This window comes from Bradyrhizobium sp. USDA 4502, from assembly GCF_054063355.1.
The window spans coordinates 8,148,174-8,174,612 of the sequence record NZ_JBSSGF010000001.1; the positions used below are offsets into that span (position 1 = coordinate 8,148,174).

Annotated in this window: 25 protein-coding genes; 15 read left to right on the forward strand and 10 right to left on the reverse strand. The window is 65.2% G+C overall.

What is annotated here, in order from left to right; all coding sequences use genetic code 11:
• The first annotated feature begins 329 nt into the window (after positions 1-329).
• Positions 330-1,955, forward strand: a complete 1,626-nt coding sequence (locus ACVW1B_RS37895) for an FMN-binding glutamate synthase family protein (RefSeq protein WP_253605062.1) — start codon at positions 330-332, stop codon at positions 1,953-1,955.
• 104 nt (positions 1,956-2,059) lie between these two features.
• On the opposite strand, the gene ACVW1B_RS37900 is transcribed toward ACVW1B_RS37895, so the two are convergent.
• From ACVW1B_RS37900 to ACVW1B_RS37920, 5 genes are all read right to left on the reverse strand, one after another.
• Positions 2,060-3,532 carry an FAD-dependent monooxygenase gene (locus ACVW1B_RS37900; RefSeq protein WP_456822837.1) on the reverse strand — a complete coding sequence of 491 codons (1,473 nt, stop codon included), beginning with the start codon at positions 3,530-3,532 and terminating at the stop codon, positions 2,060-2,062.
• Positions 3,533-3,736: 204 nt separating this feature from the next.
• Positions 3,737-5,725: a carbohydrate porin gene (locus tag ACVW1B_RS37905; RefSeq protein WP_253605059.1), complete on the reverse strand. Its 1,989-nt coding sequence runs from the start codon at positions 5,723-5,725 to the stop codon at positions 3,737-3,739.
• A gap of 310 nt (positions 5,726-6,035) precedes the next feature.
• Entirely contained in the window at positions 6,036-6,272 is a 237-nt protein-coding gene (locus tag ACVW1B_RS37910) for a hypothetical protein (protein ID WP_253605058.1), read from the reverse strand.
• On the reverse strand, positions 6,269-7,924 hold the full coding sequence (locus ACVW1B_RS37915) for an Nramp family divalent metal transporter (protein WP_253605057.1): 1,656 nt from the start codon (positions 7,922-7,924) through the stop codon (positions 6,269-6,271). The genes ACVW1B_RS37910 and ACVW1B_RS37915 overlap by 4 nt, the downstream gene beginning before the upstream one ends.
• A 408-nt stretch (positions 7,925-8,332) precedes the next feature.
• Positions 8,333-8,596, reverse strand: coding sequence for a hypothetical protein (locus ACVW1B_RS37920; protein ID WP_253605056.1), 264 nt, complete (start codon positions 8,594-8,596; stop codon positions 8,333-8,335).
• A gap of 339 nt (positions 8,597-8,935) precedes the next feature.
• Between ACVW1B_RS37920 and ACVW1B_RS37925 the strand changes: the two genes are divergently transcribed.
• Positions 8,936-9,205, forward strand: coding sequence for a metal-sensing transcriptional repressor (locus ACVW1B_RS37925; RefSeq protein ID WP_253605054.1), 270 nt, complete (start codon positions 8,936-8,938; stop codon positions 9,203-9,205).
• Positions 9,206-9,321: 116 nt separating this feature from the next.
• Here ACVW1B_RS37925 and ACVW1B_RS37930 read toward each other — a convergent pair whose 3' ends face one another.
• Positions 9,322-9,591, reverse strand: a complete 270-nt coding sequence (locus ACVW1B_RS37930) for a hypothetical protein (protein ID WP_057020179.1) — start codon at positions 9,589-9,591, stop codon at positions 9,322-9,324.
• 144 nt (positions 9,592-9,735) lie between these two features.
• Positions 9,736-10,542, reverse strand: a complete 807-nt coding sequence (locus ACVW1B_RS37935) for a creatininase family protein (RefSeq protein WP_253605047.1) — start codon at positions 10,540-10,542, stop codon at positions 9,736-9,738.
• Between the two features lie 144 nt (positions 10,543-10,686).
• Here ACVW1B_RS37935 and ACVW1B_RS37940 point away from each other — a divergent pair, with 144 nt between their 5' ends.
• From ACVW1B_RS37940 to ACVW1B_RS37985, 10 genes are all read left to right on the forward strand, one after another.
• Complete coding sequence (locus ACVW1B_RS37940) at positions 10,687-11,718, forward strand: ABC transporter substrate-binding protein (RefSeq protein ID WP_253605039.1); 1,032 nt, start codon at positions 10,687-10,689, stop codon at positions 11,716-11,718.
• A 16-nt stretch (positions 11,719-11,734) separates the two neighbouring features.
• Positions 11,735-12,538 (forward strand): ABC transporter ATP-binding protein, encoded by an 804-nt coding sequence (locus tag ACVW1B_RS37945; protein ID WP_375166708.1) that lies wholly within the window; start codon positions 11,735-11,737, stop codon positions 12,536-12,538.
• Complete coding sequence (locus ACVW1B_RS37950) at positions 12,535-13,323, forward strand: ABC transporter permease (protein ID WP_253605035.1); 789 nt, start codon at positions 12,535-12,537, stop codon at positions 13,321-13,323. Before ACVW1B_RS37945 ends, ACVW1B_RS37950 begins: the two co-directional genes overlap by 4 nt.
• Positions 13,323-14,306, forward strand: a complete 984-nt coding sequence (locus tag ACVW1B_RS37955; protein ID WP_253605033.1) for a 2-hydroxyacid dehydrogenase — start codon at positions 13,323-13,325, stop codon at positions 14,304-14,306. The genes ACVW1B_RS37950 and ACVW1B_RS37955 overlap by 1 nt, the downstream gene beginning before the upstream one ends.
• The gene (locus ACVW1B_RS37960; RefSeq protein ID WP_253638002.1) at positions 14,306-15,001 is read left to right on the forward strand and encodes an AprI/Inh family metalloprotease inhibitor; all 696 of its coding nucleotides are present in this window, start codon (positions 14,306-14,308) and stop codon (positions 14,999-15,001) included. The genes ACVW1B_RS37955 and ACVW1B_RS37960 overlap by 1 nt, the downstream gene beginning before the upstream one ends.
• Before the next feature lie 280 nt (positions 15,002-15,281).
• Positions 15,282-15,677: a YciI family protein gene (locus ACVW1B_RS37965; protein WP_456822838.1), complete on the forward strand. Its 396-nt coding sequence runs from the start codon at positions 15,282-15,284 to the stop codon at positions 15,675-15,677.
• 89 nt (positions 15,678-15,766) lie between these two features.
• On the forward strand, positions 15,767-17,050 hold the full coding sequence (locus ACVW1B_RS37970) for an RNA polymerase sigma factor (RefSeq protein ID WP_057020111.1): 1,284 nt from the start codon (positions 15,767-15,769) through the stop codon (positions 17,048-17,050).
• Positions 17,051-17,246: 196 nt separating this feature from the next.
• On the forward strand, positions 17,247-17,624 hold the full coding sequence (locus ACVW1B_RS37975) for a type 1 glutamine amidotransferase family protein (protein ID WP_253605022.1): 378 nt from the start codon (positions 17,247-17,249) through the stop codon (positions 17,622-17,624).
• An 8-nt stretch (positions 17,625-17,632) separates the two neighbouring features.
• Positions 17,633-18,841, forward strand: coding sequence for a putative zinc-binding metallopeptidase (locus ACVW1B_RS37980; RefSeq protein ID WP_253605020.1), 1,209 nt, complete (start codon positions 17,633-17,635; stop codon positions 18,839-18,841).
• Positions 18,838-19,872: a D-alanine--D-alanine ligase family protein gene (locus ACVW1B_RS37985; RefSeq protein WP_050382451.1), complete on the forward strand. Its 1,035-nt coding sequence runs from the start codon at positions 18,838-18,840 to the stop codon at positions 19,870-19,872. Before ACVW1B_RS37980 ends, ACVW1B_RS37985 begins: the two co-directional genes overlap by 4 nt.
• Positions 19,873-19,983: 111 nt before the next feature.
• Here the strand turns inward: ACVW1B_RS37985 and ACVW1B_RS37990 are convergent, their stop codons facing one another.
• From ACVW1B_RS37990 to ACVW1B_RS38000, 3 genes are all read right to left on the reverse strand, one after another.
• Complete coding sequence (locus tag ACVW1B_RS37990; RefSeq protein WP_253605018.1) at positions 19,984-20,256, reverse strand: hypothetical protein; 273 nt, start codon at positions 20,254-20,256, stop codon at positions 19,984-19,986.
• Positions 20,257-20,614: 358 nt separating this feature from the next.
• Positions 20,615-21,241 carry a Crp/Fnr family transcriptional regulator gene (locus ACVW1B_RS37995; RefSeq protein ID WP_076832668.1) on the reverse strand — a complete coding sequence of 209 codons (627 nt, stop codon included), beginning with the start codon at positions 21,239-21,241 and terminating at the stop codon, positions 20,615-20,617.
• A 138-nt stretch (positions 21,242-21,379) separates the two neighbouring features.
• The gene (locus tag ACVW1B_RS38000; protein ID WP_253605015.1) at positions 21,380-22,354 is read right to left on the reverse strand and encodes a lytic transglycosylase domain-containing protein; all 975 of its coding nucleotides are present in this window, start codon (positions 22,352-22,354) and stop codon (positions 21,380-21,382) included.
• A 187-nt stretch (positions 22,355-22,541) separates the two neighbouring features.
• On the opposite strand from ACVW1B_RS38000, the gene ACVW1B_RS38005 reads away from it, so the two are divergent.
• The 3 genes from ACVW1B_RS38005 (at position 22,542) to ACVW1B_RS38015 (ending at position 26,431) form a co-directional block, all read left to right on the forward strand.
• Positions 22,542-23,561: a L,D-transpeptidase family protein gene (locus ACVW1B_RS38005; RefSeq protein ID WP_253605014.1), complete on the forward strand. Its 1,020-nt coding sequence runs from the start codon at positions 22,542-22,544 to the stop codon at positions 23,559-23,561.
• 188 nt (positions 23,562-23,749) lie between these two features.
• On the forward strand, positions 23,750-24,553 hold the full coding sequence (locus ACVW1B_RS38010) for a dienelactone hydrolase family protein (protein ID WP_253605013.1): 804 nt from the start codon (positions 23,750-23,752) through the stop codon (positions 24,551-24,553).
• 213 nt (positions 24,554-24,766) lie between these two features.
• A complete protein-coding gene (locus ACVW1B_RS38015) occupies positions 24,767-26,431 on the forward strand; it encodes a thiamine pyrophosphate-binding protein (RefSeq protein ID WP_253605011.1) in 1,665 nt (554 codons plus the stop codon).
• The last annotated feature ends 8 nt before the right edge of the window (positions 26,432-26,439 follow it).

Sequence of the window (26,439 nt, forward strand, 5' to 3'; positions counted from 1 at the left end):
ACGATTTCGGAATAGTGGAATTGTGCCGGTGAGTTGCCCGACGTGTCAAGTCGCTGTGTCGAGCGCCGGCCGCAGCCGGCTCCTTTGCATGGTGTTGTTTTCGATATTTTGGTAGTGCGCCCGCGACGGCAGGTTATCGCATCCGATCCGCAGCCCCTTCGTTGCACTGCAAAAGCCGATCTCGTTTCAATTTGACCGGTATCCGCACCCGCCCATTCGGGTGGTTGTCACATCTGTGACTGCTCGGCCGTATAACCGTAGTGCACTTGTTCCGCGAGTTGGATTAGGCTCGCGGCCGACAGGTCATTTGGGCAGACCGGAGGAATTTCATGGATACAGTGCTGCTTCCGTTCTCGCCACGTTTCATCGTGCTGACGATCTGCGCCGTCGTCACCGTGCTCCTGCTGCTGGTTGGAATTTTCGATCACAAGGTCTTCAAGATCGTCCTGATCCCGCTGGTCATCTTCGGCGCGCTGACATTGCTCGGCATCCGCGACCTCACCCAGAAGAACCACGCGGTGCTGCGCAACTACCCGATCTCGGCGCATGTCCGCTTCCTGCTCGAGGAAATCCGCCCGGAGATGCGGCAATATTTCTTCGAGAGCGAGAAGGACGGCATGCCGTTCTCCCGCGACACCCGCGCGGTGGTTTACCAGCGTGCCAAGATGGTGCTCGACAAGCGGCCGTTCGGCACCCAGGAGGACGTCTATCGCGAGGGCTATGAGTGGATGCACCACTCGGTGGCGCCGAAGCCGAGGGCCGACCAGAAATTCCGCATCACCGTCGGCGGCCCGGACTGCACCAAGCCGTATTCGGCCTCGGTCTTCAACATCTCGGCGATGAGCTTTGGCGCGCTGAGCCCGAACGCGGTGCGGGCGCTCAATGCCGGCGCCAAGAAGGGCGGCTTCGCCCACGACACCGGTGAGGGCGGCGTCAGCCCCTATCATCGCGAGATGGGCGGCGACATCATCTGGGAGATCGGCTCCGGCTATTTCGGCTGCCGCAACCGCGACGGCACCTTCAATCCGGATCTCTTCGCAAGCGTCGCGGGCGACGACCAGATCAAGATGGTCGAGCTCAAGATCAGCCAGGGTGCCAAGCCCGGCCATGGCGGCGTGCTGCCGGCGGCGAAGGTTTCCGAGGAGATTTCCAAGATCCGGGGCGTACCGATGGGCGAGGACTGCATCTCGCCGGCCTATCACAAGGCGTTCTCGACGCCGCTGCAGATGATGGAATTCGTCGCCCGGATGCGCCAGCTGTCCGGCGGCAAGCCGGCCGGCTTCAAGATGTGCATCGGCCATCCCTGGGAATTCCTGGCGATCTGCAAGGCGATGCACGAGAGCGGCCTCTATCCCGACTTCATCGTGGTCGACGGCAATGAAGGCGGCACCGGCGCCGCGCCGCTCGAGTTCATGGACCATCTCGGCATGCCGATGCGCGAGGGCGTCAATTTCGTCCACAACGCGCTGATCGGCATCGGCGCGCGCGATCGCATCAAGATCGGTGCCTCCGGCAAGATCGCGACCGCGTTCGACATGGCGCGCGCGATGGCGATCGGGGCCGACTGGTGCAATTCGGCGCGCGGCTTCATGTTCGCGCTCGGCTGCATTCAGTCCCTGAGCTGCCACACCGATCGCTGCCCGACCGGCGTCACCTCGCAGGACCCGATCCGCAACCGCGCGCTCTATGTGCCCGACAAGATTGACCGCGTGTACAACTACCACCACTCGACCCTGCACGCGCTGACCGAGCTGCTCGCCGCCGCCGGCCTCGAGCACACCAAGGAGCTGCGCCCGATCCACTTCTCGCAGCGGAGTTCGACCACCGAAGTCTCTTCCTTCGCCGAGCTCTATCCGACGCTGCGCCCCGGCGAACTGCTCGAAGGCACCCAGGACCGCCGCTTCCGCGACGCCTGGGCGATGGCGCGCGCGGATTCATTCCAGCCGGCGGGGTAGTGGCGGCAAATCCGTAGCCCGGATGAATCGCAGCGCAATCCGGGACCACTCTCTGCGGATCGACCGATCCCGGATTACGCTCCGCTCCATCCGGGCTACGCTCATTACGTAGCAGCGGACGCGCCGAACCATTTGGTCAGCGCCTCGCTCAGGCCGGCCAGCGTTCGCTCGCCAACCCACGCCACGTAGCCATCAGGCCGAACCAGCACCGCGGTCGGGGCCGAAACCGTTCCGTGCACGGGAAGCTCCCATGCGCCGCGATTCGCGGCATCGACGAGCTGAACCCGGTCGGTCCATCCCGCGATGGCGATGCCGCCGGGCTCGCCGAAATTCAGCAGCACCGGCCGCGCGTGGTGCAGCAGCGCGAAGACATGCATCGGGCCGTTGGCCGTGGCCAGATCGAGATCGGGCATGCGGCGTCCGAGCAGCGGATGGCCGTCGCCAAGATCGTAGTGAAGATCGAGGCCGGACATCATCGCGGCAAAGCATTTGCGCGGCTCGTCCATGCGCAGCAGGTCGGAGACGATCTCGCTCAACGCCCTGGTCCGCGGATCGGTGCGGTTGAGCGCGACATGCGCCATGGTGTTGCGCAGCACGCGGGCCGCCACCGGATGCCGTTCGGCTTCGTAGGTGTCGAGCAGGCTGTCCGGCGCGATCTGCTTGACCACCTGGGCCAGCTTCCAGCCCAGGTTCACCGCGTCCTGCACGCCGATATTGAGGCCCTGGCCGCCCATCGGTGGATGCACATGGGCGGCATCGCCGGCCAGCAGCACGCGCTGTTTGCGGTAGGTCACGGCCTGCCGGGTCATGTCGGTGAAGCGCGAGATCCAGACCGGACTGTGGATGCCGAAATCGGTGCCGTACGCGGCGACCAGTGCCTCGCTGACGTCGCGCAAGGTCGGCTCCCGGTCGGTGCCGAGTTGCCGCTCGGTCAGCACCAGCCGCACCCGCCCGCCATCTTCCGCCTTGCCGATCGCTGAGGTGCCGGTGTCGTGCTGGCGAAAGCCCCATTCCGGCTCGCCCGACATCTCGGCCTCGGCGATCAGCCAGCTCGTGGTCGGATCCCATCCGGCGAATTCGATGCCTGCCGCTTTGCGGACGAGGCTCCGGCCACCGTCGCAGCCGACGAGATACTGTGCCCGGAGCAATTGGCCATCCGACAGTTCGACGTCGACGCCGGCGTCGTCCTGCGTGAAGCCGGTCACGTCGCGCGCGCGGATAATCGGCACCGCCAGTTCGCCGACCCATTCACCGAGCAGGCGCTCGATATGGTTCTGCCGCAGCCCCAGCGTGAAATTGCGCCGGGTCGGAAAGTCGGTGATCTCAAGCGGAACCAGATGCGAGTGGAACAGCACCGCCGGATGGCGCGTTCCCAGCGCGACGAAGCGGTCGCCGATGCCGCGCTGATCGAGCACCTCGATGGTGCGCGCGTGCAGGCCGCCGGCCCGCGCGCCGATCAGGTCCTCCCCCGCGCGCCGCTCGACAATCGCAACATCTATTCCCGCCAGCGCCAACTCGCCCGCCAGCATCAGCCCGGTCGGACCTCCGCCGGCAATCACCACAGCATGTTTCCGCATCCCGCACTCCTCCGTTCGATTGGGCGCGCGTTCTACGGGATGACCCCGGGCTTGCGGCAAGCCCGGGGGGTCTACATATATCTGAGTGGGGAGAGGGCGTTTGCTGCCCGAACCAACCAACTCCGAGACATCGTTGAGAAGAACGGCGCGGCAAAGTTGCTGTCACCCCGGCTTTCGCCGGGACGACGTTGGGAGATGGCGCGTTCAGAACTCGCCGTGGATGCGGCCGGAGAAGATGTGCACCGGGCCGCGGTCGGCGTTGTAGGCGGGGTTGGTGATGAACTGATAGTCCGCGGTCAGCGTCAGGTTCTTGTTCACCTGATAGGCGTAGTAGGTCTCGAAGATCCGCTCCGGGCTGTAGTTCAGCGCGCCGTCGCCGATCAGCAGACCGAGGCCGCCGGCGGCAAGGTAGTCGCGATGCGCTGATGACAGCCCGTTGATCGCGCCGCCGATGCCGATCGTGTCGTTCGCCCGTCCCCACCTGCTGCCCTTGATCGACAGGCCGCCCGACACGCTGCGATCGACATCGGTGAACGACAGGATTTCGGTCCGGCCGTCGTTCCAGCTGAGGCGGCCGAACAGGCCGACATCCTTTGCGATCTGCTGCTCGCCGTTCAGATAGAAGCCGTATTTCAGATTGTCCTTGCGGATGCCGGCCATCACGTCGTTGATGTCAAGCCCCGGATTGGCGTCCTCGATCGCGAGCGCCTGGGCGTAGTTGCCGGTGTTGCCGCGGTTGCCGAACACGCCGACGCGCAGCTTGCCGGGCTGATCGAAGATCGAATAGCGGCCCTCGAACTCGACCACCGCGCCGCCGGTGTTGAACACCAGAACGTCGCTGTTCGGTGCGTTCGGCACCTGGAACAGGCCGGCGCGCACCGCCCAATCCTTGCGGTTGAGCTCGACCACGGCGCCGCGGGTGTAACCGGGCAGGTCGGCCGGGAAGTCGTAGGCGGCGGACGCCCACATCGCCCAGTTCATGAAATCGGCGCGCGGGTCCTTGGCGTAGGAATTGCCGTCGAAGAAATCGCCGACCGCAAAGCGCCCGACCACGAGCGTGAGGCGGTCGATATCGCGCTTGCCGGCGATCTGGTTCGGGCCGTCGGCGACGTCTTCCTGCTCGCCGCCGAAGCCGAAGGTCTGCTTGAAGTAGTAGCGCTGCGGCCGGATTTTCGGAAACGGAGCGCCGGCCTTCTGGGCTTCGCCGTTCGAGAAGCCGGCAAGGCCGAGCGTGCCGTTGAGGCCAAAGCCCTGCGCGGTTTCCGGGTTGAAGTAGAACTCGCCGCCTTCCCAGAGCCGCACGCCGAGAAACGCCGTCGTGGTCCAGGTCTGCTGCAACTGCCCCGCGCCGGGAAGGCTGTTGGTGCCGGCATAGGGCGAGCGGAAGGACGGATAGGTCTGCGGCAGCAGCGTCGTCTGGCCGTGCACGCTCCAGTCGCTCGATTCGGGCAGCGCGGTGCGCGTCGGCGTTGCCGACCATGGCGAGTCGCCAAGCTGATAGTTGAGGCCGAATTTCAGCAAATGGATGCGCGGGTCGATGCTGACGCCGGGCAGGCCGAAATCATTGAGGCCGAGCGTGCGGCGCGACAGGTCGACATAGTCGTATTCGACCTTGGCGGTCCAATTGCCGCTCACCGCGAATTCGGCGCCGGCGCCGACGGTCCAGCCGGTCTGGTACTGCCCGGGCTCCGAGATCACCTCGCCCGCGGCATCGTTGACCCGGACCTGGCTGTGGCCCCAGGCGAAGCCGCCGGTCACGTAAGGCATCCAGGTGCCGAAAGAGTAGCCGGCGCGGCCGCGCAGCGTGCCGACATAGTCGATCGACGAATTGAAGGGGCCGAGCACCCGCCGCGGCAGGTCGGTCGGGCCGGTGAAGGTCGCATCCGCCTCGATGCCGAGCACGAAGCGGTTGGCGAATTCCTTGTTGTATCCAACCTGGAAGCCGCCGATCCCGCCGGTGATGGTGGGCGGAAAGAACACGCCCTGTTCCAGGATCGGATTGGTGCCGGGACCCAGCGTGCCGTCGCCATAACCGACATGGGCGCCGACATAGAATCCGGTCCAGCTGTAGACCGCCCTGGCGGCGGGGGATTTGAGCGCCAGATCGGCCGCGGTCGCCGGCGCGCCGAAGGTTGCCGCACCGAGCGCTGCGCCGGCGGCGATCTGGACCCGGAAGAGGCGGACGCAGGTCATGACGCGGCTTTCCGCGAACGAGTGGCGGTTTCGCCCGGCATCACTGCAGATTTGCTGGCCGCTTGCCACCCGAGATTTGAAATCATCGCCCGCCGTCCCCGGTCCGATCTGTGTCGTCCCATCCAAAGCCAGATCAGCACCTAGCATCCCCTGTTGCTTATTGCAAATAATTCGCAATAGCAACTGAGGTGCGCCCAATACCGTTCCGATTTGCACGCCACCGTGACAGTCACGTAACAGCGCGAGGCGGCAGGCCACATCGGCGGCGATCGGCCGCGTGTCCGTGGCAAATCGGTCGCGACCCGACCGTTCAATCGATGCCCCCATTGTCCTCGTCCTTTGTGTTGAATGCCGGCTGCGATGCTCTGCCGAGCACGACCCGCGCGCCGGCCCGTTCGATACATCGCGCCATCGACAGCGCCGTCCGCAGTCCGGCGTTTGAGATTGTGCGTTTCCGGTGGAGCGCGGCCGCGCCGCGCAGGATGGCGCTCGCCAGCCTGAGCAGCACGAGCGCGCCCCATCGCCGTCCGCGACTGAGCGCGGTCACGCTCCCACCGTGGCGAGCTGCACGATCCGCAGCAGCACGAGGCCGGCGGCGACGACGAGATAGCCGCGCAGCACGATCATCCAGATCCGGCTCAGCGGGCTGAGCCGCGCCGGCGGCAGCCGGTCGAGCGGCGGCATCCGCCAGCTGTCGCGCTCGACATGAAAAGACTCTCGCGGCGGCTTGCGCTTGAAGCGGAACGACGCGTGACGGCGCGACGACATCTCGTAGAACTTGACGGCTGCCGTCACCAACAACGCGAGCAGGCTGCCGGCGACGAGGATGCCGATGATCCACGCCTCGCCGAGATCGGGGAACAGCACCGCGGCGGTCAGGATCACCGACAGCATCACCAGCCCCGCGACCACCGCGCCGGTGAACAGGTTGAGTTTGGTCGAATTGACCCAGGGCCCGAGGATGTGGCGATCGTTGCACAGCAGCAGCAGGAACACGGTCGCGCTCGGCAGCAGCACGCCGGCCAGCGTCTGCACCGCGTTGGTCAATAGTCCGAGCGGCGTGCCCGGCGTCAGCACCAGCGCCGCCGCGAGCACGATCAGGCCGCAATAGACGCTGTAGAAGCCCTTCGCGTCCCACGGCTTGCGGTGCAGCGAGTGCTTGACCGCGAACACGTCGCCGATCGCATAAGCGGTCGCGAGGGAGACTGCCGCAGCACCGATGATGCAGGCATCGAGCAGCGCAAGGGCGAACAGCACCGCCGGCAGCCGGCCGGCATATGTCTCGAGGCCCACAGCGGTCCCCAGCGCGTCGGTGTAATTGCCGAATTCGGGCTTTCCTGCGAACACTGCCGCGCAGAACGAGATCATCGCGACGGCGCCGACCACCACCAGCACGATGCCGATGCACAGATCCATCCGCTCATAGCGGATGAAACGCGGCGTGATCCGCTTGTCGACGATGTAGCTCTGCTGGAAGAACAATTGCCACGGCGCCACCGTGGTACCGACGATGGCGACGATCAGCAGCATCACCTCACTGAGCTTGGCGTCCTGCGGCATCTTCGGCACGAAGAAGTCCGCCGCGATCTGCCCGACCGGCGGATGCACCATCAGGATCACGGGTACCAGCAGCAGGCTGCCTGCGACCAACACGATTCCGAAGCGTTCGAAGCGGCGGAAGTCGCCGGTCGAGACCGCCAGCATCACGATAACAGCCGAGGCCAACACGCCCCAGAACTGCGAGACGCCGAGAAAGTGAAGTGCAAACGTGATGCCGATGAACTCGGTGACGATGGTCAGCGCGTTCAATACCAGGAGGTCGATGACGCTGAAGGCACCCCAGAACTTGCCGAAGCGCTCGAAAATCAGCCGCGCATGGCCAACCCCGGTGACGGCGCCGAGCCGCACCACCATCTCCTGGTTGACGTAGAGCACCGGGATCAGCAGCAGAAGCGTCCACAGCAGCGTGGTGCCGTAATTCTGTCCGGCCTGGGTGTAGGTGCCGAACGCGCCGGCGTCGTTGTCGCCGACCATCACGATCAGGCCGGGACCGACGATCGCCAGCAGCGTCTTCAGCCGGGCCAGCAAGGTCGCGCGCGGCGCGGTGTCGTCGCGCGCGATGCTGCCGAGCGCGCCGTGGATGTCGCCGGCATGCGCGCTGTCGAGAATGGCGGTTTGTGTGGTCTTGCTTTCGGTCATTTCGCGTCTCCTCGCCGCCTTTCGGCACGGCGGGAGGGACGCAGGCGTCGTCAGGCGCGCACGTCTCCGCTGCCGTGAGCAGCGGCATTTCCAGATCTGATGCAGCTCAATGATCCCGCTGCCGCGCCGCGATGGCGCGCAACGGGACGACTAGGTCCTTCGTCCATGTCGGCCTCCTAAACCAAGACGACTACTTCCGACCGAGCAGCGGGCGCCGCTTCACCTCGCCCCGCGTGCGGGGAGAGGTCGGATCGCATCGTCAGATGCGATCCGGGTGAGGGGGAGCTTCCGCGAACTCAGCTATTACCGTGTGCGCGGAGACGGCCCCTCACCCCAACCCTCTCCCCGCAAGAACGGGGAGAGGGAGCGGCCAGCACTGTCGTTATCAAGCCCGCCCTCACGGTCGGCCTAAGCGCACAGCCGTGGCTTCGCTGCGGCGCGTCGCTGCTGATCGAGATCACCGCCGCTGTCGTCGACGATCCAACGGCTTTCCAGGCGGCCGTCGATCAGGACCCAATGACAGGCCGGGGTTGGACGCCGGCGGCGGCCCGCCAGGCGGCGAAAGCCCGGCAGGTTGTCATTGCAATGAATGGCGGCCGGCGGCGGCATGCGCCGCGGCTCGACAACGCGCCGCGGGCTTGCTTGCCGGAATTTTGCGAGCTTTTCGAACATCGCTCACCTCCACTTCCGCTGGTCGCGGCAGGCCGGTGAGGAGCAGTGGTCAGCTTGGGCGCGACCACCCGTCCACGCAGGCGAGATCTGCGCGATCAGTCTTGCTGTGTTGCGGCGTCACCAGTCCCGGCATCGCCGGACTACTGTCGCCTGAGTTGCTACTGCCCATGTGCCTTCTGTGCTGGCTCGTGGATCGACTTGTCTCCGGGGCCAGAACCCCGGGGCGGAACGAACGTTCCCGCCATCGGGCACTACGCCCGCGACAATGGCCTGTCAAGTCGATTCGGCTATCCTCCGGGGAGGATCATAGCTATCCTCCCCGGAGGATAGGAGAGCCAGATGTCCGACGACCATCCGCACGCTGCGATCACCAGGCGCCTGAAGCGCGCCAACGGCCATCTCGACACCATCGTCGAGATGATCGAGCAGGGCCGGCCTTGTGCGCAGATCGCCCAGCAATTGCAGGCGGTGGAGAGCGCGATCGAGAGCGCCAAGAAGGCGCTGATCCACGATCACATCGGTCACAGCCTGGAGGAGACGCTGAAGGCATCAGGGCCGAAAGGGCGAGCCGTGCTGCGCGATTTCAGGCTGGTCGCGAAGTATCTGTGATCGCTGCGTTCAAGAATTGACCCGCCCGGGGGGATCGCCGGACGGGTCGGTTGCGACACGGGGTGGATGAGGACCCGTGCCGAACGCAGGATCCGCAACCTTAGGAATTGCGTCGATCAGTAGGAGCAGCTGCGCACGCGGCCGATGTAATTGCCGTAGGCGTCGAACTGGCGCACCCAGCCGCAGCGCCGATAGCCACCGCCGTAGTAATAGCCGTCGCTGGCCGCGATTGCGCTGCCGACAACGGCGGCGCCGACGAGACCTGCGCCAACGCCCCAGCCCCAGCCATAGGGCTTCGCTTCAGCCTGCGACGTCGTGGACGCGATGGTGCCGGTCACGGCGAGCGCGGTGAGGGCGAGGGCGGCGAACTTGGTCTTGATCGACATGGAATACTCCATCCTGTGTGGGCGGCGCCGGTGTGGTCCGCATGCCCGTTGGACGGAGGCTGTCCGGTTCCGGTTCGAAGATCGGGGCGGAAATATGGTTTCGCGAATTGTTTCGTCGCGCTTGTCAGGACGAAGCAATCGCGGTCATTTGCCGCGAAATACGCCGGGATCGAACCTGTCGACATCGGCGAGCAGCACGCAGAACGCGCGCGCGCCGTGCTCGATCAGCTTCTCGCCCTTCTCGGCCGAGGCCTTGGTCGCATCGCCGATCGCGCCGCTCGGATTGAGGTCCTGCGCCTGCCAGGCGAACGGCGCCGGCCGCTGCGTCGACAGAAAGCGATGATCCTTCTCGATCCGCACGCTGGCCGGCTTGAAGTCCGCGATCGCATCCTTGCGCACGGCGTGCGGATATTTCGCCAGCATGATCGAGGTCTCGACCGCGCCGCCATGGATGCCGTGGCGTAATTCGCCGGCGTCGAACAGCCCGTCGGGCGCGCCGAAGCGCGACCAGCTCGTGGTCACCACCAGCATCTGATGGTGCGTGCGCAGATCCTGCGCCACCAGCTGCATCGCGGCGGAATTGCCGCCATGGCTGGTCACGATCACGAGCTTCCTGACGCCTGCGCGCGCCACGCTCTCGCCGAGTGCCATCCAGCTCTTCAGCGCCACGTTGGTCGGCAAGGTCAAGGTACCCGGAAAATCGATGTGCTCGGTTGAGATGCCGACCGGCTGCAACGGCAGGAACGTGGCGGGAGTGGTCGCGGGCAGCAACTCTCGCACCCGCGAAAGATAGGCCTCGCCGATCATGACGTCGGTTCCGAGCGGCAGATGCGGCCCGTGCTGCTCGGTCGCGGCCAGTGGCAGCACCGCGATCCAGCGCGCGGCCGTATCCCTGGCGATATCGGGCCAGTGGATGGCGGTCCAGTCGCGGGGCGGAAGCTGAGAAGTCATCAAGCCGGTCGTTTCAATACAAGCGTTTCACGGGATGGATTTGCAGGCTAGTTTGTTTAACATCATAACGGGTTCGCGTCTCCGGGCGCGGTCCACGTCTTCCCGCCTTCCATCATGGGCCATAATGATCGACGGAGTCCAACCATGATCCCGGCCTTTTTGCTGCGAGCGTTAACCACAAGCCTTCTGACCGCCGCGTTTTGCGTCGCCGCGGCGCTTGCCCCGGCGCGGGCGCAGACCCTCGACAAAGTCTCGTTCGGCACCAATTGGGTCGCCGAGGGCGAGCATGGCGGTTTCTTCCAGGCGCTCGCCGACGGCACCTACAAGAAATACGGCCTCGACGTCACCATCGTGCCGGGCGGTCCCAACGAGAACAACCGGATGCTGCTGATCGCGGGCAAGCTCGACTTCTTCATGAGCGCGAACTCGCTGCAGACCTTCGACGCCGTCACCAACAACGTGCCGCTGGTCGCTGTCGCCGCCATGTTCCAGAAGGACCCCCAGGTCTTCCTGACCCATCCCGAGGTCAAGGTCGCAAAGATCGAGGATCTGAAGCCGCTCACGCTTTTGATTTCGAAGGAGGGCATCACCAGCTACTTCCAGTGGCTGAAGTCCGAATACGGTTTCGACGAGAACAAGGTGAAGCCCTACACCTTCAACCCGCAGCCCTTCATCGTGAACAAGCAGACCGCGATGCAGGGCTACGTCACCTCGGAGCCCTTCGCGGTCGAGAAAGCCGCCGGCTTCAAGCCGAACGTGCTGCTGCTCGCCGATTACGGCTTCAACTCCTACTCGACGCTGATTGAGACCCGCCGCGACCTGGTCGACAAGAAGCCTGACCTCGTGCAGCGCTTCGTCGATGCCTCGATCGTCGGCTGGTACCACTACGTCTACGGTGACAACTCGGCCGGCAATGCGATGATCAAGAAGCTCAATCCCGACATGAACGACGAGCTGCTCTCCTATTGCGTCGCCAAGATGCGCGAGCACGGCATCGTCGATTCCGGCGATTCCATCAAGAACGGCATCGGCGCCATGACCGATGAGCGGATGGCGAGCTTCTTCGACAAGATGGTGCGCGCCGGCGTGGTCAAGAGCGCTATCGACTATCGCCAGGGCTACACGCTGCGCTTCGTCAACAAGGCGGTCGGCGCCGAGCTCCGGCCGAAGAACTGACGGGTGCGGACGGGCGATGGCGGAGCCTGCGTTGTCTGGATCTGATGCAGCGTCGGCTGTGCGCCTGCGCGGCGTCAGCAAGACCTATGACAGCGGCGTGAGGGCACTCGGGCCGCTCGACCTCGACGTGAGGCGCGGCGAGTTCGTCTCGCTACTCGGGCCCTCCGGTTGCGGCAAGTCCACCGCGCTGCGGCTCATTGCAGGTCTCGCCACGCCAAGCGCCGGCACGGTCGAGGTCTCGCATCATGGCGCGGAGCAGCGCGGCAGCCACCGCATCGGCTTCGTATTTCAGGAGCCGACCCTGATGCCGTGGGCTACCGTGCGCGACAATGTCCGCCTGCCGCTGAAGCTTGCCCGGCTGCCTGCGACCGACGCCGATGCGCGCATCGATGCGGCGCTGGATCAGGTCGGGCTTGTGGAGTTCGCCGACGCCTATCCGCGCGAACTGTCCGGCGGCATGAAGATGCGGGTGTCGCTGGCGCGCGCGCTGGTCACCGATCCGGATGTCCTCTTGATGGACGAGCCGTTCGCGGCGCTCGACGAGATCACGCGGTTTCGCCTCAACAACGACCTGCTGTCGCTGTGGCGCACCCTGCACAAGACCGTCATCTTCGTGACGCACTCCGTGTTCGAGTCGGTCTATCTTTCCGAGCGCGTGATCGTGATGACCGCGCGCCCGGGCCGGATCGGCGCGGAGTTTCGCATCACCTCGCCGGAACCGCGCGGCGAGGAGTTCCGCACCTCGGCCGAATACGCCGCGTTCTGCCGCGAGGTCTCCAGCGCGCTGGCGCCATCGTATGCAGGGCAGGCGGGCGCATGAAATCTCCGCAGGACCTCGTCCGTTTTCTGCTGCCGCTTGCGGTGTTCGCCGCTGGCGTCCTGCTCTGGGAAGCCATCGTCCGCGGCTATGGCATCCAACCTTACGTGCTGCCGAGCCCGCTGTTGGTGCTGAAGACGCTGGTTGCGGACTGGCCCATCCTGTCGCAATCGCTCGGCGTCACGCTCCTGACCACGCTCGAAGGCTTCGTTGCCGCAGCAATCGGCGGCATCGTGCTGGCGCTATTGTTCAACCAGTCGAAATGGCTGGAGTATTCGCTGTTTCCCTATGCGGTGGTGCTGCAGGTTACGCCCGTCATCGCGATAGCGCCGCTGCTCCTGATCTATCTGCAGCAGCAGACCGCGGTGATCGTCTGCGCCTGGATCGTGGCGTTCTTTCCGGTGCTGTCGAACACGACGCTCGGCCTCAATTCGGTGGATCGCAACCTCGCCGGATTGTTTCAACTTTATGGCGCCTCACAGCTGCAGACGCTGCTGTTCCTGAAGCTGCCCGCGGCGCTGCCCTATATCCTCGGCGGTCTGCGCATCGCCGGCGGGCTGTCGCTGATCGGCGCCGTGGTCGCGGAGATCGCGGCGGGCAGCGCCGGCGCCGGCTCGGGCCTCGCCTTCCGGATCGCTGAATCAGGCTACCGGCTGAATATTCCCCGCATGTTCGCGGCACTTCTGCTGCTATCGCTGGCCGGGATTGTCATTTATGGGTTGCTGGCGCTAGTTTCGCATTTGTTGCTGCGGCGTTGGCATGAAAGCGCGTTAGGAAAGGACAGTTGATGGCCCCGATTTCTTCCGAAAAGATCGATCTGTTGATCTATGGACCGATCCGGCCAATCCTCGAAAACGGCTTTCCCGATCAATACGCGCTGCACCGTGCCGAGAGCCGCGGCGACCTCGAGCGGCTGACGCCCGATACGCTGGCGAAGATCCGCGGCATCGCCGTCACCTATCACACGATGGCGACCGACAAGACCGCGCTGGCGATGTTTCCGAAGCTCGAGATCGTCGGCAGCTTCGGCGTCGGCTACGACCACGTCGATTCCGCCTATGCGCGCGATCACAATATCGTGGTCACCAATACGCCCGACGTGCTGACCGAGGAGGTCGCCGATGTCGCGATGGGCCTGTTGATCGCGACGTTGCGCGAATTCGTCAAGGCCGACCGCTACGTGCGCTCCGGGCTGTGGCAGACCCAGAACTATCCGCTCAGCGTCGGCTCGCTGCGCGACCGCAAGATCGGCATCGTCGGCATGGGCCGGATCGGCCAGGCGATCGGACGCCGTCTTGAAGCCTCGCGGGTGCCGGTGTCCTATCACTCGCGCAATCCGTCCAAGGACGTCTCCTACAAGCACTATCCCGATCTGATCGAGATGGCGAAGGCGGTCGACACCTTGATCGTCATCGTGCCGGGCGGCGCCTCGACGGCGAAGATGATCAATGCCGACGTCTTGAAGGCGCTCGGTCCCCGCGGCGTGCTGATCAATGTCGCGCGCGGCTCGGTGGTTGACGAGCCGGCGCTGGTCGCGGCGCTGAAGTCCGGCACCATCCTGGCCGCCGGTCTCGACGTGTTCGCGGCCGAACCGAACGTGCCCGACGAATTGAAGGCGATGCAGAACGTCGTGCTGCTGCCGCATATCGGCTCGGCCTCGGTGGTGACGCGCAACGCGATGGACCAGCTCGTGGTCGACAATATCAAGAACTGGTTCGCCGGCAAGCCGCCGCTGACGCCGGTTGCCGAAACGCCGGTCAAGGATCGCTGATGTCGTTGTCCCGCTTCAACGCCGTGCTGTGTCTGCTGCTGGCCGCGTGCGGTCCGGCAGCGGCGCAGGACGTCACGACGTTGAAGAAGGACATGATCGGGCAGTGGGAGCTCGCCACCACCGAGCGCAGCAAGACCTGCGTCGTGACGCTGAAGGGCGATACGGCGCCGCAAGGCTTCAAGCTCGAGCTCGAGCCCGCCTGCGCCGCCGCGCTGCCCTTCACCAAGGACATCACCGGCTGGAGCATCAAGGGCCTCGGCGACATCGTGCGGCTGCACAATGCCGCCGGCGAGACCGTGATCGATTTCACCGAGGTCGAGACCGGCATCTTCGAAGGCATGCGCACGAACGAGGGCGTCTACATCCTGCAAAACCTTGCCGCGGCGCGCTCGCTCGCCAAATCGATGGACCAGATGATCGGCGACTGGTCGATGGTCCGCGGCAACGGCCAGGCGATCTGCACGCTGGTGCTGACCAACACCGACGCCGGCAACGACAATTTCCAGGTGTTCCTGAAAGGCAAATGCGATCCCGCGGTCGCGGCCTTCAACCCGACCATGTGGCGGCTCGATCACGGCCAGATGATCCTGATGTCGGCCAAGGGCGAGACCTGGCAGTTCGAGGCCGACGACAATGCTCAGTGGCGCCGCGTCCCCGACAGCGCCGACCCGCTGATCATGCTGCGGGAGCAGTAGATCGGGTGCTGGCTTCGTAGCCCGCATGAGCGCAAGCGATATGCGGGATTTCGCCGGTGCATTCCCCGGGTATCGCTTCGCTCACCCGGGCTACGGGATTGCCACAAGCTCCGTGTCGTCCGTGCTTTCGCAGGGACGACGATGGGGCCGGTACGATCTGCTTCTGCCCGAAAAAAATTCCCTTTCCCATGTCGATTCACCTCCTCCCGGATCGTCGTTCCCGATAGCGAGCCGGTCTTGCGGCGATCATCGCCGCGTCTCGCCCAACAGGAGTTTTCCGATGCGCTTCATGTATATCGTCACCTCCGCGCAGCCCCCGGGCCCGCCGACGCCCGCTCTGATGGAGGCGATGGGCAGGCTTGCCGAGCGGGAAATCAAGGCGGGCCGCATGATCGACACCGGCGGGCTGTTGCCGGTAGCGATGGGCGCCCAGGTCCGCATCTCCGACGGCAAGCTCAACGTCGTCGACGGGCCCTTCGTCGAGACCAAGGAGATGATCGGCGGCTACGCGATCTTCGAGCTCCGCAACAGGGAAGAGGCGGTCGCCGCCGCCGTCGAGTTCATGCAGCTGCACAAGGAGCATATGCCGGGTTGGGAGGGAACCTGTGAGGTTCGCCCCTTCGCCACCCCGGGCGGCGACGGCGGTTGTCAGGTCGATGTGTCCGCCTGCGCCTGATGCGCCGCGCGAACAGGGCGTTCGCAAGCGAATTGGACGCCGGTTCGCGTGAAGACAACGCGTCAAGCCGAGAATCCAGGTCGGCGGCGATGACGGCCGCCGACATCCAGGCCACGATCCTTGCGGTGTGGCGCATCGAGCAGCCGCGGCTGATCACCAGCCTGTCGCGGATGCTGCGCGACGTGCCGCTCGCCGAGGACCTGACCCAGGAAGCGCTGGTCGCCGCGCTCGAGCATTGGCCGGCCGATGGCGTGCCGGAAAAGCCCGGTGCCTGGCTGATGGCGACGGCCAAACGCCGCGCGCTCGACCATCTGCGCCGCAATCGCATGCTGGCCGAGAAGCACGGCGTGATCGCGCACGACCTGGCGCGGGAGCAGGAGACCATGCCCGACTTCGATGCCGCGCTCGACGACGATATCGGTGACGAATTGCTGCGGCTGATCTTCACCGCCTGCCATCCGCGCCTGTCGCGGGAGGCGCGCGCCGCGCTGGCGCTTCGGATGATCTGCGGCCTCACCACCGAGGAGATCGCGCGCGCTTTCCTGCAGGCGGAGGCGACCATCGCCCAGCGCATCGTGCGCGCCAAGCGCACATTGTCGGAGTCGGGCCTTGCCTACGAGACGCCGCGCGGCGAGGAGCTGTCCGAGCGGCTCGCCTCCGTGCTCGAGGTCGTCTACCTCATCTTCAACGAGGGCTATACCGCGGCAAGCGGCGACGAATGGCTGCGGCCGCAGCTCTGCAACGAGGCGCTGCGCATGGGCCGCGTGCTGACCTCGATCGCACCATCGGAGCCGGAGGCGCACGGCCTGCTGGCGCTGATGGAGTTCAACGCCTCGCGGATGGCGGCGCGCACCGATGCGTCCGGTGAGCCGATCCTGCTGATGGACCAGAACCGTGCGCGGTGGGATCGCCTGCAGATCCGCCGCGGGCAGCTCGCGCTGGCGCGCGCCCGCGAGCTCGGCGGCGCCGGCGGCTTCTATGTGCTGCAGGCCGCGATCGCCGCCTGCCACGCCGAAGCCGGAACACCGGACGCGACCGACTGGCGCCGCATCGCCGCGCTGTACGGCGATCTCGCCGCGCTCTTGGATTCACCCGTGATCGAGCTCAACCGCGCAGTTGCGATCGGCATGGCCGAGGGGCCGCTGGCCGCACTCGCGATCGTCGACGGCCTCACCGATGAGCCGGCGCTGAAATCCTATCATCTGCTGCCGAGCGTGCGCGGCGATCTGCTGAATAAGCTGAGCCGTTTCGCGGAGGCGCATGCCGCGTTCGAGGCCGCCGCCGCATTAGCCGGCAATTCGCGCGAGCGCGAGTTCCTCAAGCGGCGCGCCGCAATCGCTGCGCGTGCCGCGCAGGATCATGGCTGCCGCTGACGGCTCGGCGATTTCGACGGAGCGAAACCATGTAGCCCGCATGAGCGAAGCGAGATGCGGGTCTTTGCGACGAGCAACCCCGGGTGTCGCTTCGCTCACCCGGGCTACAAGGTAGCTTCGGGTCGTCGTGTCCGTGATTTCGACTCAAATCTGCGGCATGCTCGGACAAAATTCTTTTGAACCGGGAACTGCCACCATGACGAAGCCATCCGTGCTGGCGATCGGCCTCGACCCTACCTTCGTCGATCTGTCCGTCATGCCGCAGTTCACGCCCGAACTGGTACGCAGCTATCTCGACGCGCAGATCGACGGCCTGCGGACGCTCGGCTACGACGTCGAGAGCTGCCTGATCGACCTCGGCGATACGGCGGAAGCCGTGACGGCGGCGGCCCTCAACGCGCGCCGCTACGACTGCGTCGTGATCGGTGCCGGGCTGCGCGAGCCGCCGGAGCGGCTCTTGCTGTTCGAGACGATCCTCAATCTGGTGCACCGGCTCGCCCCCGATGCCGCCATCTGCTTCAACACCAGGCCGGCCGACACCGCCGCTGCCGTGCAACGCTGGGTCAAGCCTTAGGACGCCAGATGAGCGTCGCCTTGAGCCGGCGAATCGGGCTCGGCGCGCTGCCCGCCGCCCAAGGCGGACACTCGGGCCGGCCCGATGCCGGCATTGGCCGGAGGCTCGCCGCGAAGGCCCGGCGGTTGTTGCCGGCGGCAACCTATGACACCATCCAGAGTCCGATTTGCTTTAGACTTTGGAAGCCTATGCCGCGCCGCAAATTTGCCTGGGAAAAGCTGACGGACGAGCAGTTGCTCGCGCAACCGCTCAATCGTCTGAGGGTTGCCGTCGAGGGCACCTGGCTCGCCGATTGTGTGAATACGCTCTATGAGGAGCTCGAGGAGCGCGGCATCCGGTTGCGGCCGCACACATGGATCTCGAGCGAATGGTTCAGCCCGGCAGATGTGCCCGGCATCGCGATCCCGTTCTACCTCGCCCATCCCCGCCTGATGAAGCTCGAGAAGAAGATGATGCTCGACGTCGAGGGCGCCTCGTGGTCCGAGTGCATGGCCATTCTCCGCCACGAGGCGGGGCACGCCGTGCAGCACGGCTACCAGCTGCAGCGCCGCCGGCGCTGGCAGCAGCTGTTCGGCCCGTCGTCGCAGCACTACCCGCGCTACTACCGGCCCAATCCGGCCAGCCGCAATTATGTCCAGCATCTTCGGCTCTGGTACGCGCAGAGCCATCCGGATGAGGACTTCGCCGAGACCTTCGCGGTGTGGCTGCGGCCGCGCTCGAACTGGCGGACGCGCTATGCCGGCTGGCCCGCGCTGAAGAAGCTCGAATATGTCGACGAGCTGATGGGCGAGATCGCCGGCAAGCGGCCGCTGCTCCCGACGCGCGAGCGGGTCGATCCGCTGCATACGCTCAAGCAAACGCTCGCCGAGCACTACAGGAAGAAGCAGGCATTCTACGCTTTCACGCCGCCGAAGACCTATGACCGCGATCTCTCCAAGCTGTTCTCCGCCGATCCGCGGCATTATCGGCGTCCGCCGGCCGCAGCCTTCATCAGGCGGCACCGCGCCCAGATCAGGCAGCTGGTGGCGCGCTGGACGGGCGAGAACCAGTTGACGCTCGATGCCGTGCTCGATGATATGATCTCGCGCTGCCGCGAGCTCAATCTGCGTGCCGTCGGCCCCGAGCAGAAGCTCGTGACAAACTTCACCATTCTGCTGACCGCCAAGACTATGCACGCGCTGTTCGGCCCGTCGCGCCGGAAATGGATCGCGCTATGAAACAGCTTCGCATTCTGGTGCTGATGCACCCGGACTGTGTGCCGCCCGACTCCAGCGATGGATACAGCGCGCGGGAGATCAACGAGTGGAAGACGGAATACGACGTCGTCAGCACCCTGCGCGCGGCCGGCCATGAGGTACGTCCGCTTGGCGTGCAGGAGGAAATCAAGCCGGTGCGCGACGAGATCGAGGGCTTCAAGCCGCACGTCGTGTTCACGCTGCTGGAGGAGTTTCACTACGACGTCGTGTACGACCAGCACATCGCGAGCTATCTCGAGTTGATGAAGATCGCCTATACCGGATGCAACCCGCGCGGCCTGATCCTGGCGCGCGGCAAGGATCTGTCCAAGACGCTGGTGCACCACCGCCGGATTCCGGTGCCGGCCTTCGCGGTGTTTCCGATGCGCCGCAAGGTCAAGCGGCCGCCGCGTCTCGAGCTGCCGCTGATCGTCAAGAGCCTGAGCAGCGATGGATCGCTCGGTATCTCGCAGGCGTCGATCGTCGATACCGACGAGAAGCTCGCCGAGCGCGTCGCCTTCATCCATGAGCGGATCGGAACGGCCGCGATCGCCGAGCAATTCATCGAGGGACGCGAGCTCTATGTCGGCGTGCTCGGCAACAACCGGCTGCGGGTGCTGCCGGTGTGGGAATTGAAATTCGGCAGCATGGGCGGCCCTGCCGCGCGCCAGATCGCCACCGAAAAGGTCAAGCACGATACCAGCTATCAGGAGCGCGTCGGGATTGTCGATGGCCCGGCCGAGGATCTCACGCCGGAACTATCCGCCCATATCCAACGGCTGGCGAAGCGCATCTACCGGACGCTGGGGCTCGATGGCTATGCGCGCATCGACTTCCGCCTGTCCACCAATGGCGTTCCGTATTTCATCGAAGCCAATCCCAACCCCGAAATCGCCAAGAGCCAGGAGTTCGCGACGGCCGCCGGGCATGACGGGCTGGACTATCCGGATCTTCTGCAGCGCATCGTGACGCTCGGAATAAGCCGCGCCAAGGCCGGCGCATCGCTGGGCTGACCCGAGGCCGCTAGATCATGATGCGTTTCCACAGAATCGCATCATGATCTCATCTCCTTGTTTGAGCATGATCTTTTCGGAAAACCGGTTTCCACTTTTCCGGATCATGCTCTAAAGGCTGCGCTGCATCGGATGGCGTCGCGCATCCTTGGGGATGAACATCGCAAACGTTTCCCTAACGCGCGCGGCCGGCGTCACGGTGCCGGCGGTCGCGGAAACAGGGGCTGCCGTCGGATGAAACGCGTCCGGTTCCGGCCAGCGCCGTGCAAGGATTCCGTTTCCCGAAACCGGCATGGCGAGCCCATCGCTGCGGCAACTGTCGTAGACGTACAAACCGGCAAGAAAAATCGATACGACAACAAGGATCGTCCTGAAAATCGGCATTGTGCTTGCGCCTTCTTGATTGAGGCGAACAATGCCCGGTGACGGTGAACCGCGCGTTTAGCGCTGCGGCCGATCAGCCGATACGGTTCCCAACTCATGAATGGGCTTGCGTAAACGGCCCGCTTACCAATGCCTTCAAGGTTGCGGCAACCAGCTTTCCTCACCGGCGGGAAAGAAGTCTCTGGCATTGAAAGACCAACAACAAGACTGAGGAGGCACCATGTTCGTCGCCATTCGAGTCATGATCCTGATCGCCAGTGCATACGCCGGCTCGGCCGTTGCAGAGATGCAGTTTGCGCCGCTGCCGAGCCTTGCGGCGTCGTCCGCGCCGTAGCGCCGGCAAGCGAGGCGGCGCACCTTACGCCGGACTGGGCGCCACCTCGCCGACCCCGATAGCGCGAGCCGCGTTTTCCGTCATCCTCGTCGCCGTCAAGCGCAGGAAATACAGCGACAGTCCCGGGTTGCGCTCGCACAGCTTCCTCAGTGCGCTGTCGCTGATCCAGAGCAGATCTACATCGGTCGCGGCTTGAGCGGTTTGCGTGCGGCGGCGCTCGAGCGAAAACAGCCCGATCTCGCCGAACAGTTCACCCGCCGATACCCCGCGATCGATCTCGGGAAACCTGACCTCGCCGGACACGACCATGTACAGCAGGTCGGCGTCGTCGCCCTTCCGGAAGATCGTTTCTCCCGCCTTGAGATGCTTCGGCTGCATGAACGGCTGCAGCCAGTTCGGAGAAAGGTCCGTCGCTGCAGCACGCTTCGCTTTCCGAAGCAGCCGAACCATCTGGAACAGCAACACCACGTTCAGCGGCAGCAGAATGATATGCAGGATAAGCACCGGGTAGATCCGGTCGCCCAATCCATAGCTGATGAATGCCAGATTGCTGAATATCGCGACAGCGCGCAGGCTCAACATCGTACTCATGCAGAACGTCAGCAACACAAGCGCCGACGCCAGATAACCCAAACCATCGATCAACGTCATGACAACGCCCACTGGGAAATGAAAATTGCAAGCAAACCGATCTGAAAACGACCGGCAACATACACCAGTGCGCTCAGTTTCCTGAGCGGAAATATCGCCGGCCCACGCTTGCGGCGGTGCACGCGTCGTGACGCGGCCTCAGCTCGACGAACGCGCGCGCGAGGCGACGTGAATGGCGCGGGTCTTGCCGGATTTCGTTTTGGCGGCGACGACGGTCGGGCGCGCCTTGCCGAGCCGGGCCGCGCCCGGCGAGCTCTTTCTGAGCAGCAGCGCGAGCCGCTTGCGCGCGCGGCCGGCGACCGACCTTGCCGCCTCTCGCGCGGCCTCGGCCTTGCGGATGATCGTCGTCACCGCGGACGCCGGCGACGCCGCGACGAAGGCGACATCCTTCGCCTTCGAGAGGCCGCCTATGCCTTCGCACGGCGCTTCGCCCGGCAAGTCGATGCGGATGGCGAGCGTCTCGGCATGCTCGACCCAGTCCTCCGCCTTGGTGCCGGTGATGATCCGGACATAGTCGCGGGTCTCGCGCGGCAGCTCGCTCTGCCGGGCGAGCCATTTCTGGACGCGGCCGCTGCCGGCATTGTAGGCGGCCGCCGCCAGGCCGAGATTGCCGAAATCGTCGCGCAGCTTGCGCAGCAGTCTTGCGGATGCCGGCAACGCCTGCAGCGGATCGAAGGGATCGTCGAGCCCGACTTCGGCCGCCGTCTCCGGCATGAACTGCGCAACGCCCTGCGCACCGGCATGGCTGATCTCGTTCGAGCGAAAGCGGCTCTCCTGCCAGATCAGCCGCGCAAAGAACGCAACGGGGATTTCGCTCGCCTGCGCCGCGTCCTTCAGGCTGTGGCAGAATTTGTCGATCGCGGACGGCTGCGGCTCGGCCGCGGCATCGCTCGGCTGCGCCGCAGGCGCGGGCGTCTTGTCCGCGCCCGTCGCAGCGGGCGCCTCGCCGGCATCAGCACTTTCGATAAAGCGCGCGGCAAACGGAACGGCGTCGGATGTCGCGTCGCGCGAGAATGTCGGGGCTTGGGTTGAGCCATTGATCGAACCTGGCGAACGATCGAAATCGAGCATCAAGACAAGAAACGCGGCAAGCGCCGCGATGACAAATCGCATTTGCTTCCAGAGACCTGAATTGTGATGTGGGTTGCGCGCAAATGCACCTCGGATCACGACTTTTTAGCGGGTCGATTGCGGCGAAGCCGCGAAATCGGCCGTTCCGCCGCGGAACTTGGCCGCTATTCGCATTGGAACTTCGACGCTTTCCGTAGCTTTACGGAAAGTAGCCACGTTGGGATACACGATGTTCCGACCGTTTTCCGTTGCACGCTTTGCCATCGCACTTTTGCTCGTGTCGGCCCCGCCAGCGGTGGCCGCCGGTCTTGATGCGGCCGCGATCAACGACGTGGCGGCGCCGCCCGCAAAGTTGCCGGACCGTGGTCAGCTCAACGCCTTCGTTGCCAGGCTCGAGATCCTGCTCGACCGTGCGCATTTTTCTCCCGGCGAGATCGACGGCAAGCTGGGCGACAACGCGCAGAAGGCGCTCCGGGCGTTTGCCGACGCGAATGGATTGTCCTTCGACAAGGCGGTGACGCCAGAGCTCTGGAGCGGGCTCACAGCCGCCAGCGAGGGGCCTGCGATCGTCAGCTACACGATCGTCGACGCCGACGTGAAGGGGCCGTTCGCGAAGAGGATCCCCGCGAAGATGGAGAGCATGAAGAGCTTGCCGGCGCTGGGCTACACCAGTCCACGCGAAGCGCTCGCCGAAAAATTCCACATGAGCGAGGCGCTGCTTCAGGCGCTCAATCCGGGACAGACGTTCGACAAGGCCGGCGAGACCATTGCGGTTGCGAACGTCGCCGATGCCGGAAAACCGCCGCAAGTCGCGCGCGTCGAGGTCGACAAGACGCGGCAGGCGCTCAGCACGTTCGATGCAGCAGGCAAGCTGCTCGGCTTCTATCCTGCGACGGTCGGCAGCGCGGAGAAGCCGACGCCGAGCGGAACGCTGAAGGTGACAGCGATCAACAAGAACCCGACCTATCGCTACAATCCGGAATACGCGTTCAAGGGCGTCAGATCGAAGACGCCGTTCACGATCAGGCCCGGTCCGAACAACCCGGTCGGTGTGGTCTGGATCAACCTCTCGGGCGAAGGCTATGGCATTCACGGCACGCCCGATCCCGGCAAGGTCTCCAAGGCGGAGTCCCACGGCTGCGTCCGGCTCACCAACTGGGACGCGCAGCGCGTCGCGGCCGGTGTCGCGAAGGGCACGCCGGTTGCGTTCATCGATAGCGCGACAAGCTCAGCAACGGCGACGCGCTGACCTTGACGCAACATCGTTCACAGATCAGCAACCGACAGAAATGTTGGCGCGCTCGGCCGCGGGCCGGACGCCCGCGCGCTCGGGAGATGATGCGCAGCCGGCGAGCGAAGCGGCTCCGCTTTCCAAGCCTAGCGCAGGATTCGCTGGTATGCCAATGTCGTTTCGTGCCAAACCCGCAGGAGGTCAGCATGCGAACGATCATAACGAACATAGTGGGAGCACTCTGCGCCATCGCGATGGTTGCGAGCGCACACGCAGCGGTCAAGGAAGAGCCAGTCACCTATAGCGATGGCGAGACCACGATGAAGGGCTTCGTCGTCTATGACGACGCGACCCAGGCCAAGCGGCCCGGCATCGTCATGGTGCACGAATGGTGGGGCATCACCCCGCATATCCACAACGAGGCGCGGAAGTTCGCGGAGCAGGGCTACGTGGCCTTCATCGCAGATATGTACGGCGACGCCAAGACTGCCGACAACCCGAAGGATGCCGGCGCGCTCTCGGGCTCGGTGATGAAGAACCCGAAGGTGATGGAGCAGCGCTTCAATGCCGCGCGCGAGCAACTCGCCAAGCAGGCCTCGGTCAATCCGCAGCGGATCGGCGCCGTCGGTTACTGCTTCGGCGGCGCGGTGGTGCTGAACATGGCGCGCACCGGCGCCGATCTTGCCGCCGTCGCGGGCTTCCACGCATCGCTCGGTCTTAACACCCCCGCACCGGCGCCGGGCACCGTCAAGGCGAAAATCCTGATCCTGAACGGCGCGGACGACCCGTTCGTGAAGCGCGAGCAGTATGATGCGCTGAAGAAGGATTTCGACGCCGCGAAGGCCGATTACCGCATCGTCGAGTATCCCGGCGCGGTTCACGCGTTCACCAACCCCGAAGCCACCGAGCTCGGCAAGAAGTTCAACCTGCCGCTCAGATACGACGCCAAGGCGGATCAGGAATCCAAGGCCGAAGCCGCAAAGCTGTTTGCCGCCAACCTCAAAAAATGAGCAAAAGGGCCACCCAAAACGGTGGCCCTTTTCATTCGTGGCTGCTTTGGCCGCGGAAGTGGCAGGGCCGCGGCCTCGCTGGCGCGGCCGCGCCTTGAAGCCATGCGGAAGACGCAGCCGGCCGCGCGGATGCTGGCCGTCTCGCACGGTTGCCACGGGGCGCTCCCCGGCCGATGATGCGCAAAACGGATCAGAACGATCGAGAGGGAGCGAATGCGCGGGCGTCGTGTGCTGATGGAATCGTTCGTGTCGCACGGCGTGCGCCATATCTTCGGCAATCCCGGCACGACCGAAACGCCGCTGCTCGATAGCCTGCCGGCCTTTCCGCAACTCGAATACATCATGGCGCTGCATGAAGGTGTCGCGGTCAGCGCCGCCAGCTTCTACGCGCAGGCGTCGGGGCGGGTCACCGTCGCCAACCTGCACGTCGCTCCCGGCCTCGGCAACGGCATCGGCTCGCTCTACGGCGCGCTGAAGGCGGGTTCGCCCGTGGTCGTGACGGCCGGCCAGCAGGATACGCGAATGCGGCTGAAGAATCCGCTGCTCGGCCATGACCTCGTCGCGATGGCGGCGCCGGTGACCAAGTGGAGCGTGCAGATCGAGCGCGCCGACGAGATCGCGCCGATCATGCGCCGCGCGTTCAAGGTGGCGACCGATGCGCCGCAGGGGCCGGTGTTCGTGTCGCTGCCGATCGACGTCATGGAACAGGAGACCGCGGTCGATGCTCTGGCGCCGGACAATTTGTGGCGCTCGACGCGCCCCGATCCGGCCGGCATCGAAGCGTTTGTCGCGCTGCTTCTGAAGTCGAAAAAGCCGGCCATCATCGCTGGCGACGACGTGGCACGATCGGGCGGCGAGCAGGCGCTGGTGGTGCTCACGGAAGCGATCGGCGCCACCGTGTGGTTCGAGGGGCTCCGCCATCACGCGCCGTTCCCGACCAGCCATCCGAGCTATCGTCAGTCGCTTCCGGGCGACGCAAGGCAGGTGCGCAAGGCGCTCGGCGATGCCGATCTCGTGCTGCTGGTCGGCGGCCCGTTCTTTGAGGACATCTGGTTTGCGCCTGGTGGTCACATCCCTGACGGCGCGTCCGTGCTGCAGATCGAAGCCTCGGCCGAGCGTCTCGCGCTCAACAACCGGCTCGATGCCGGCATCGTCGGCGACATCGCCGTCAGCGTCGGTGTCTTGTCGGAAGCGGTACGTGCAAAGGCGGGCGCGGACTTCAGGCAGGCCGCGCAGAACCGCAATGCCGCGCTGGCCGAATTGCAGGCGAAGGAGAAGGAGGCCTATCGCGCACGCGTCGAGAAAAGCTGGGACCGGCAGCCGACCGCGATGCCGCGTGTCACCGCGGAGCTTCGTCGCGGCCTGCCCGATGATGTCGTCATCGTCGATGAAAGCATCACGGCGAGCCTCGATCTCGCGCGCGCCTTCGACTATCGCGGCTTCGGCGATTATTTCGGCGGTCGTGGCGGCGGCATCGGCCAGGGCCTCGCCGGGGCGATCGGCGTCAAGGTCGCGATGCCGGATCGTCCGGTGGTCGCGATCTCCGGCGACGGCTCGGCGATGTACGCGATCCAGGCGCTGTGGACCGCCGCGCACCACAAGCTTGCGATCGTGTTCGTGGTGCTGGCGAACCGCGAGTACCGCATCCTCAAGCACAATGTGGACGTCTGGCGCCAGAACTTTGAAGCCGGCACCCAGCATCCCTATCAGAACATGGATATCACCGGCCCCGCGCTCGACTTCGTGCATCTCGCGGCCGGCATGGGCGTCGAGGCGGTCAGGGTCGAGAACGCGGACGGCATCGCCGGTGCCGTCGCAAAGGCCGTCGCGGCGCAGCGGCCGTACCTCGTCGAGATCGCAATCGAAGGCAAGCGCTAGAGCATGAT

Coding starts and splice junctions, on each gene's coding strand:
- ACVW1B_RS37930 (WP_057020179.1), bottom strand. CDS start 9,591: ATGTCGATCAAGACCAAGTTCGCCGCCCTCGCCCTCACCGCGCTCGCC.
- ACVW1B_RS37940 (WP_253605039.1), top strand. CDS start 10,687: ATGATCCCGGCCTTTTTGCTGCGAGCGTTAACCACAAGCCTTCTGACC.
- ACVW1B_RS37980 (WP_253605020.1), top strand. CDS start 17,633: ATGAGCGTCGCCTTGAGCCGGCGAATCGGGCTCGGCGCGCTGCCCGCC.
- ACVW1B_RS38000 (WP_253605015.1), bottom strand. CDS start 22,354: ATGCGATTTGTCATCGCGGCGCTTGCCGCGTTTCTTGTCTTGATGCTC.
- ACVW1B_RS37995 (WP_076832668.1), bottom strand. CDS start 21,241: ATGACGTTGATCGATGGTTTGGGTTATCTGGCGTCGGCGCTTGTGTTG.
- ACVW1B_RS38010 (WP_253605013.1), top strand. CDS start 23,750: ATGCGAACGATCATAACGAACATAGTGGGAGCACTCTGCGCCATCGCG.
- ACVW1B_RS37935 (WP_253605047.1), bottom strand. CDS start 10,542: ATGACTTCTCAGCTTCCGCCCCGCGACTGGACCGCCATCCACTGGCCC.
- ACVW1B_RS37990 (WP_253605018.1), bottom strand. CDS start 20,256: ATGCCGATTTTCAGGACGATCCTTGTTGTCGTATCGATTTTTCTTGCC.
- ACVW1B_RS37960 (WP_253638002.1), top strand. CDS start 14,306: ATGTCGTTGTCCCGCTTCAACGCCGTGCTGTGTCTGCTGCTGGCCGCG.
- ACVW1B_RS37955 (WP_253605033.1), top strand. CDS start 13,323: ATGGCCCCGATTTCTTCCGAAAAGATCGATCTGTTGATCTATGGACCG.
- ACVW1B_RS37920 (WP_253605056.1), bottom strand. CDS start 8,596: ATGTTCGAAAAGCTCGCAAAATTCCGGCAAGCAAGCCCGCGGCGCGTT.
- ACVW1B_RS37925 (WP_253605054.1), top strand. CDS start 8,936: ATGTCCGACGACCATCCGCACGCTGCGATCACCAGGCGCCTGAAGCGC.
- ACVW1B_RS37985 (WP_050382451.1), top strand. CDS start 18,838: ATGAAACAGCTTCGCATTCTGGTGCTGATGCACCCGGACTGTGTGCCG.
- ACVW1B_RS37900 (WP_456822837.1), bottom strand. CDS start 3,532: ATGCGGAAACATGCTGTGGTGATTGCCGGCGGAGGTCCGACCGGGCTG.
- ACVW1B_RS37975 (WP_253605022.1), top strand. CDS start 17,247: ATGACGAAGCCATCCGTGCTGGCGATCGGCCTCGACCCTACCTTCGTC.
- ACVW1B_RS37950 (WP_253605035.1), top strand. CDS start 12,535: ATGAAATCTCCGCAGGACCTCGTCCGTTTTCTGCTGCCGCTTGCGGTG.
- ACVW1B_RS37915 (WP_253605057.1), bottom strand. CDS start 7,924: ATGACCGAAAGCAAGACCACACAAACCGCCATTCTCGACAGCGCGCAT.
- ACVW1B_RS37895 (WP_253605062.1), top strand. CDS start 330: ATGGATACAGTGCTGCTTCCGTTCTCGCCACGTTTCATCGTGCTGACG.
- ACVW1B_RS37965 (WP_456822838.1), top strand. CDS start 15,282: ATGCGCTTCATGTATATCGTCACCTCCGCGCAGCCCCCGGGCCCGCCG.
- ACVW1B_RS37945 (WP_375166708.1), top strand. CDS start 11,735: ATGGCGGAGCCTGCGTTGTCTGGATCTGATGCAGCGTCGGCTGTGCGC.
- ACVW1B_RS38005 (WP_253605014.1), top strand. CDS start 22,542: ATGTTCCGACCGTTTTCCGTTGCACGCTTTGCCATCGCACTTTTGCTC.
- ACVW1B_RS37905 (WP_253605059.1), bottom strand. CDS start 5,725: ATGACCTGCGTCCGCCTCTTCCGGGTCCAGATCGCCGCCGGCGCAGCG.
- ACVW1B_RS38015 (WP_253605011.1), top strand. CDS start 24,767: ATGCGCGGGCGTCGTGTGCTGATGGAATCGTTCGTGTCGCACGGCGTG.
- ACVW1B_RS37970 (WP_057020111.1), top strand. CDS start 15,767: ATGACGGCCGCCGACATCCAGGCCACGATCCTTGCGGTGTGGCGCATC.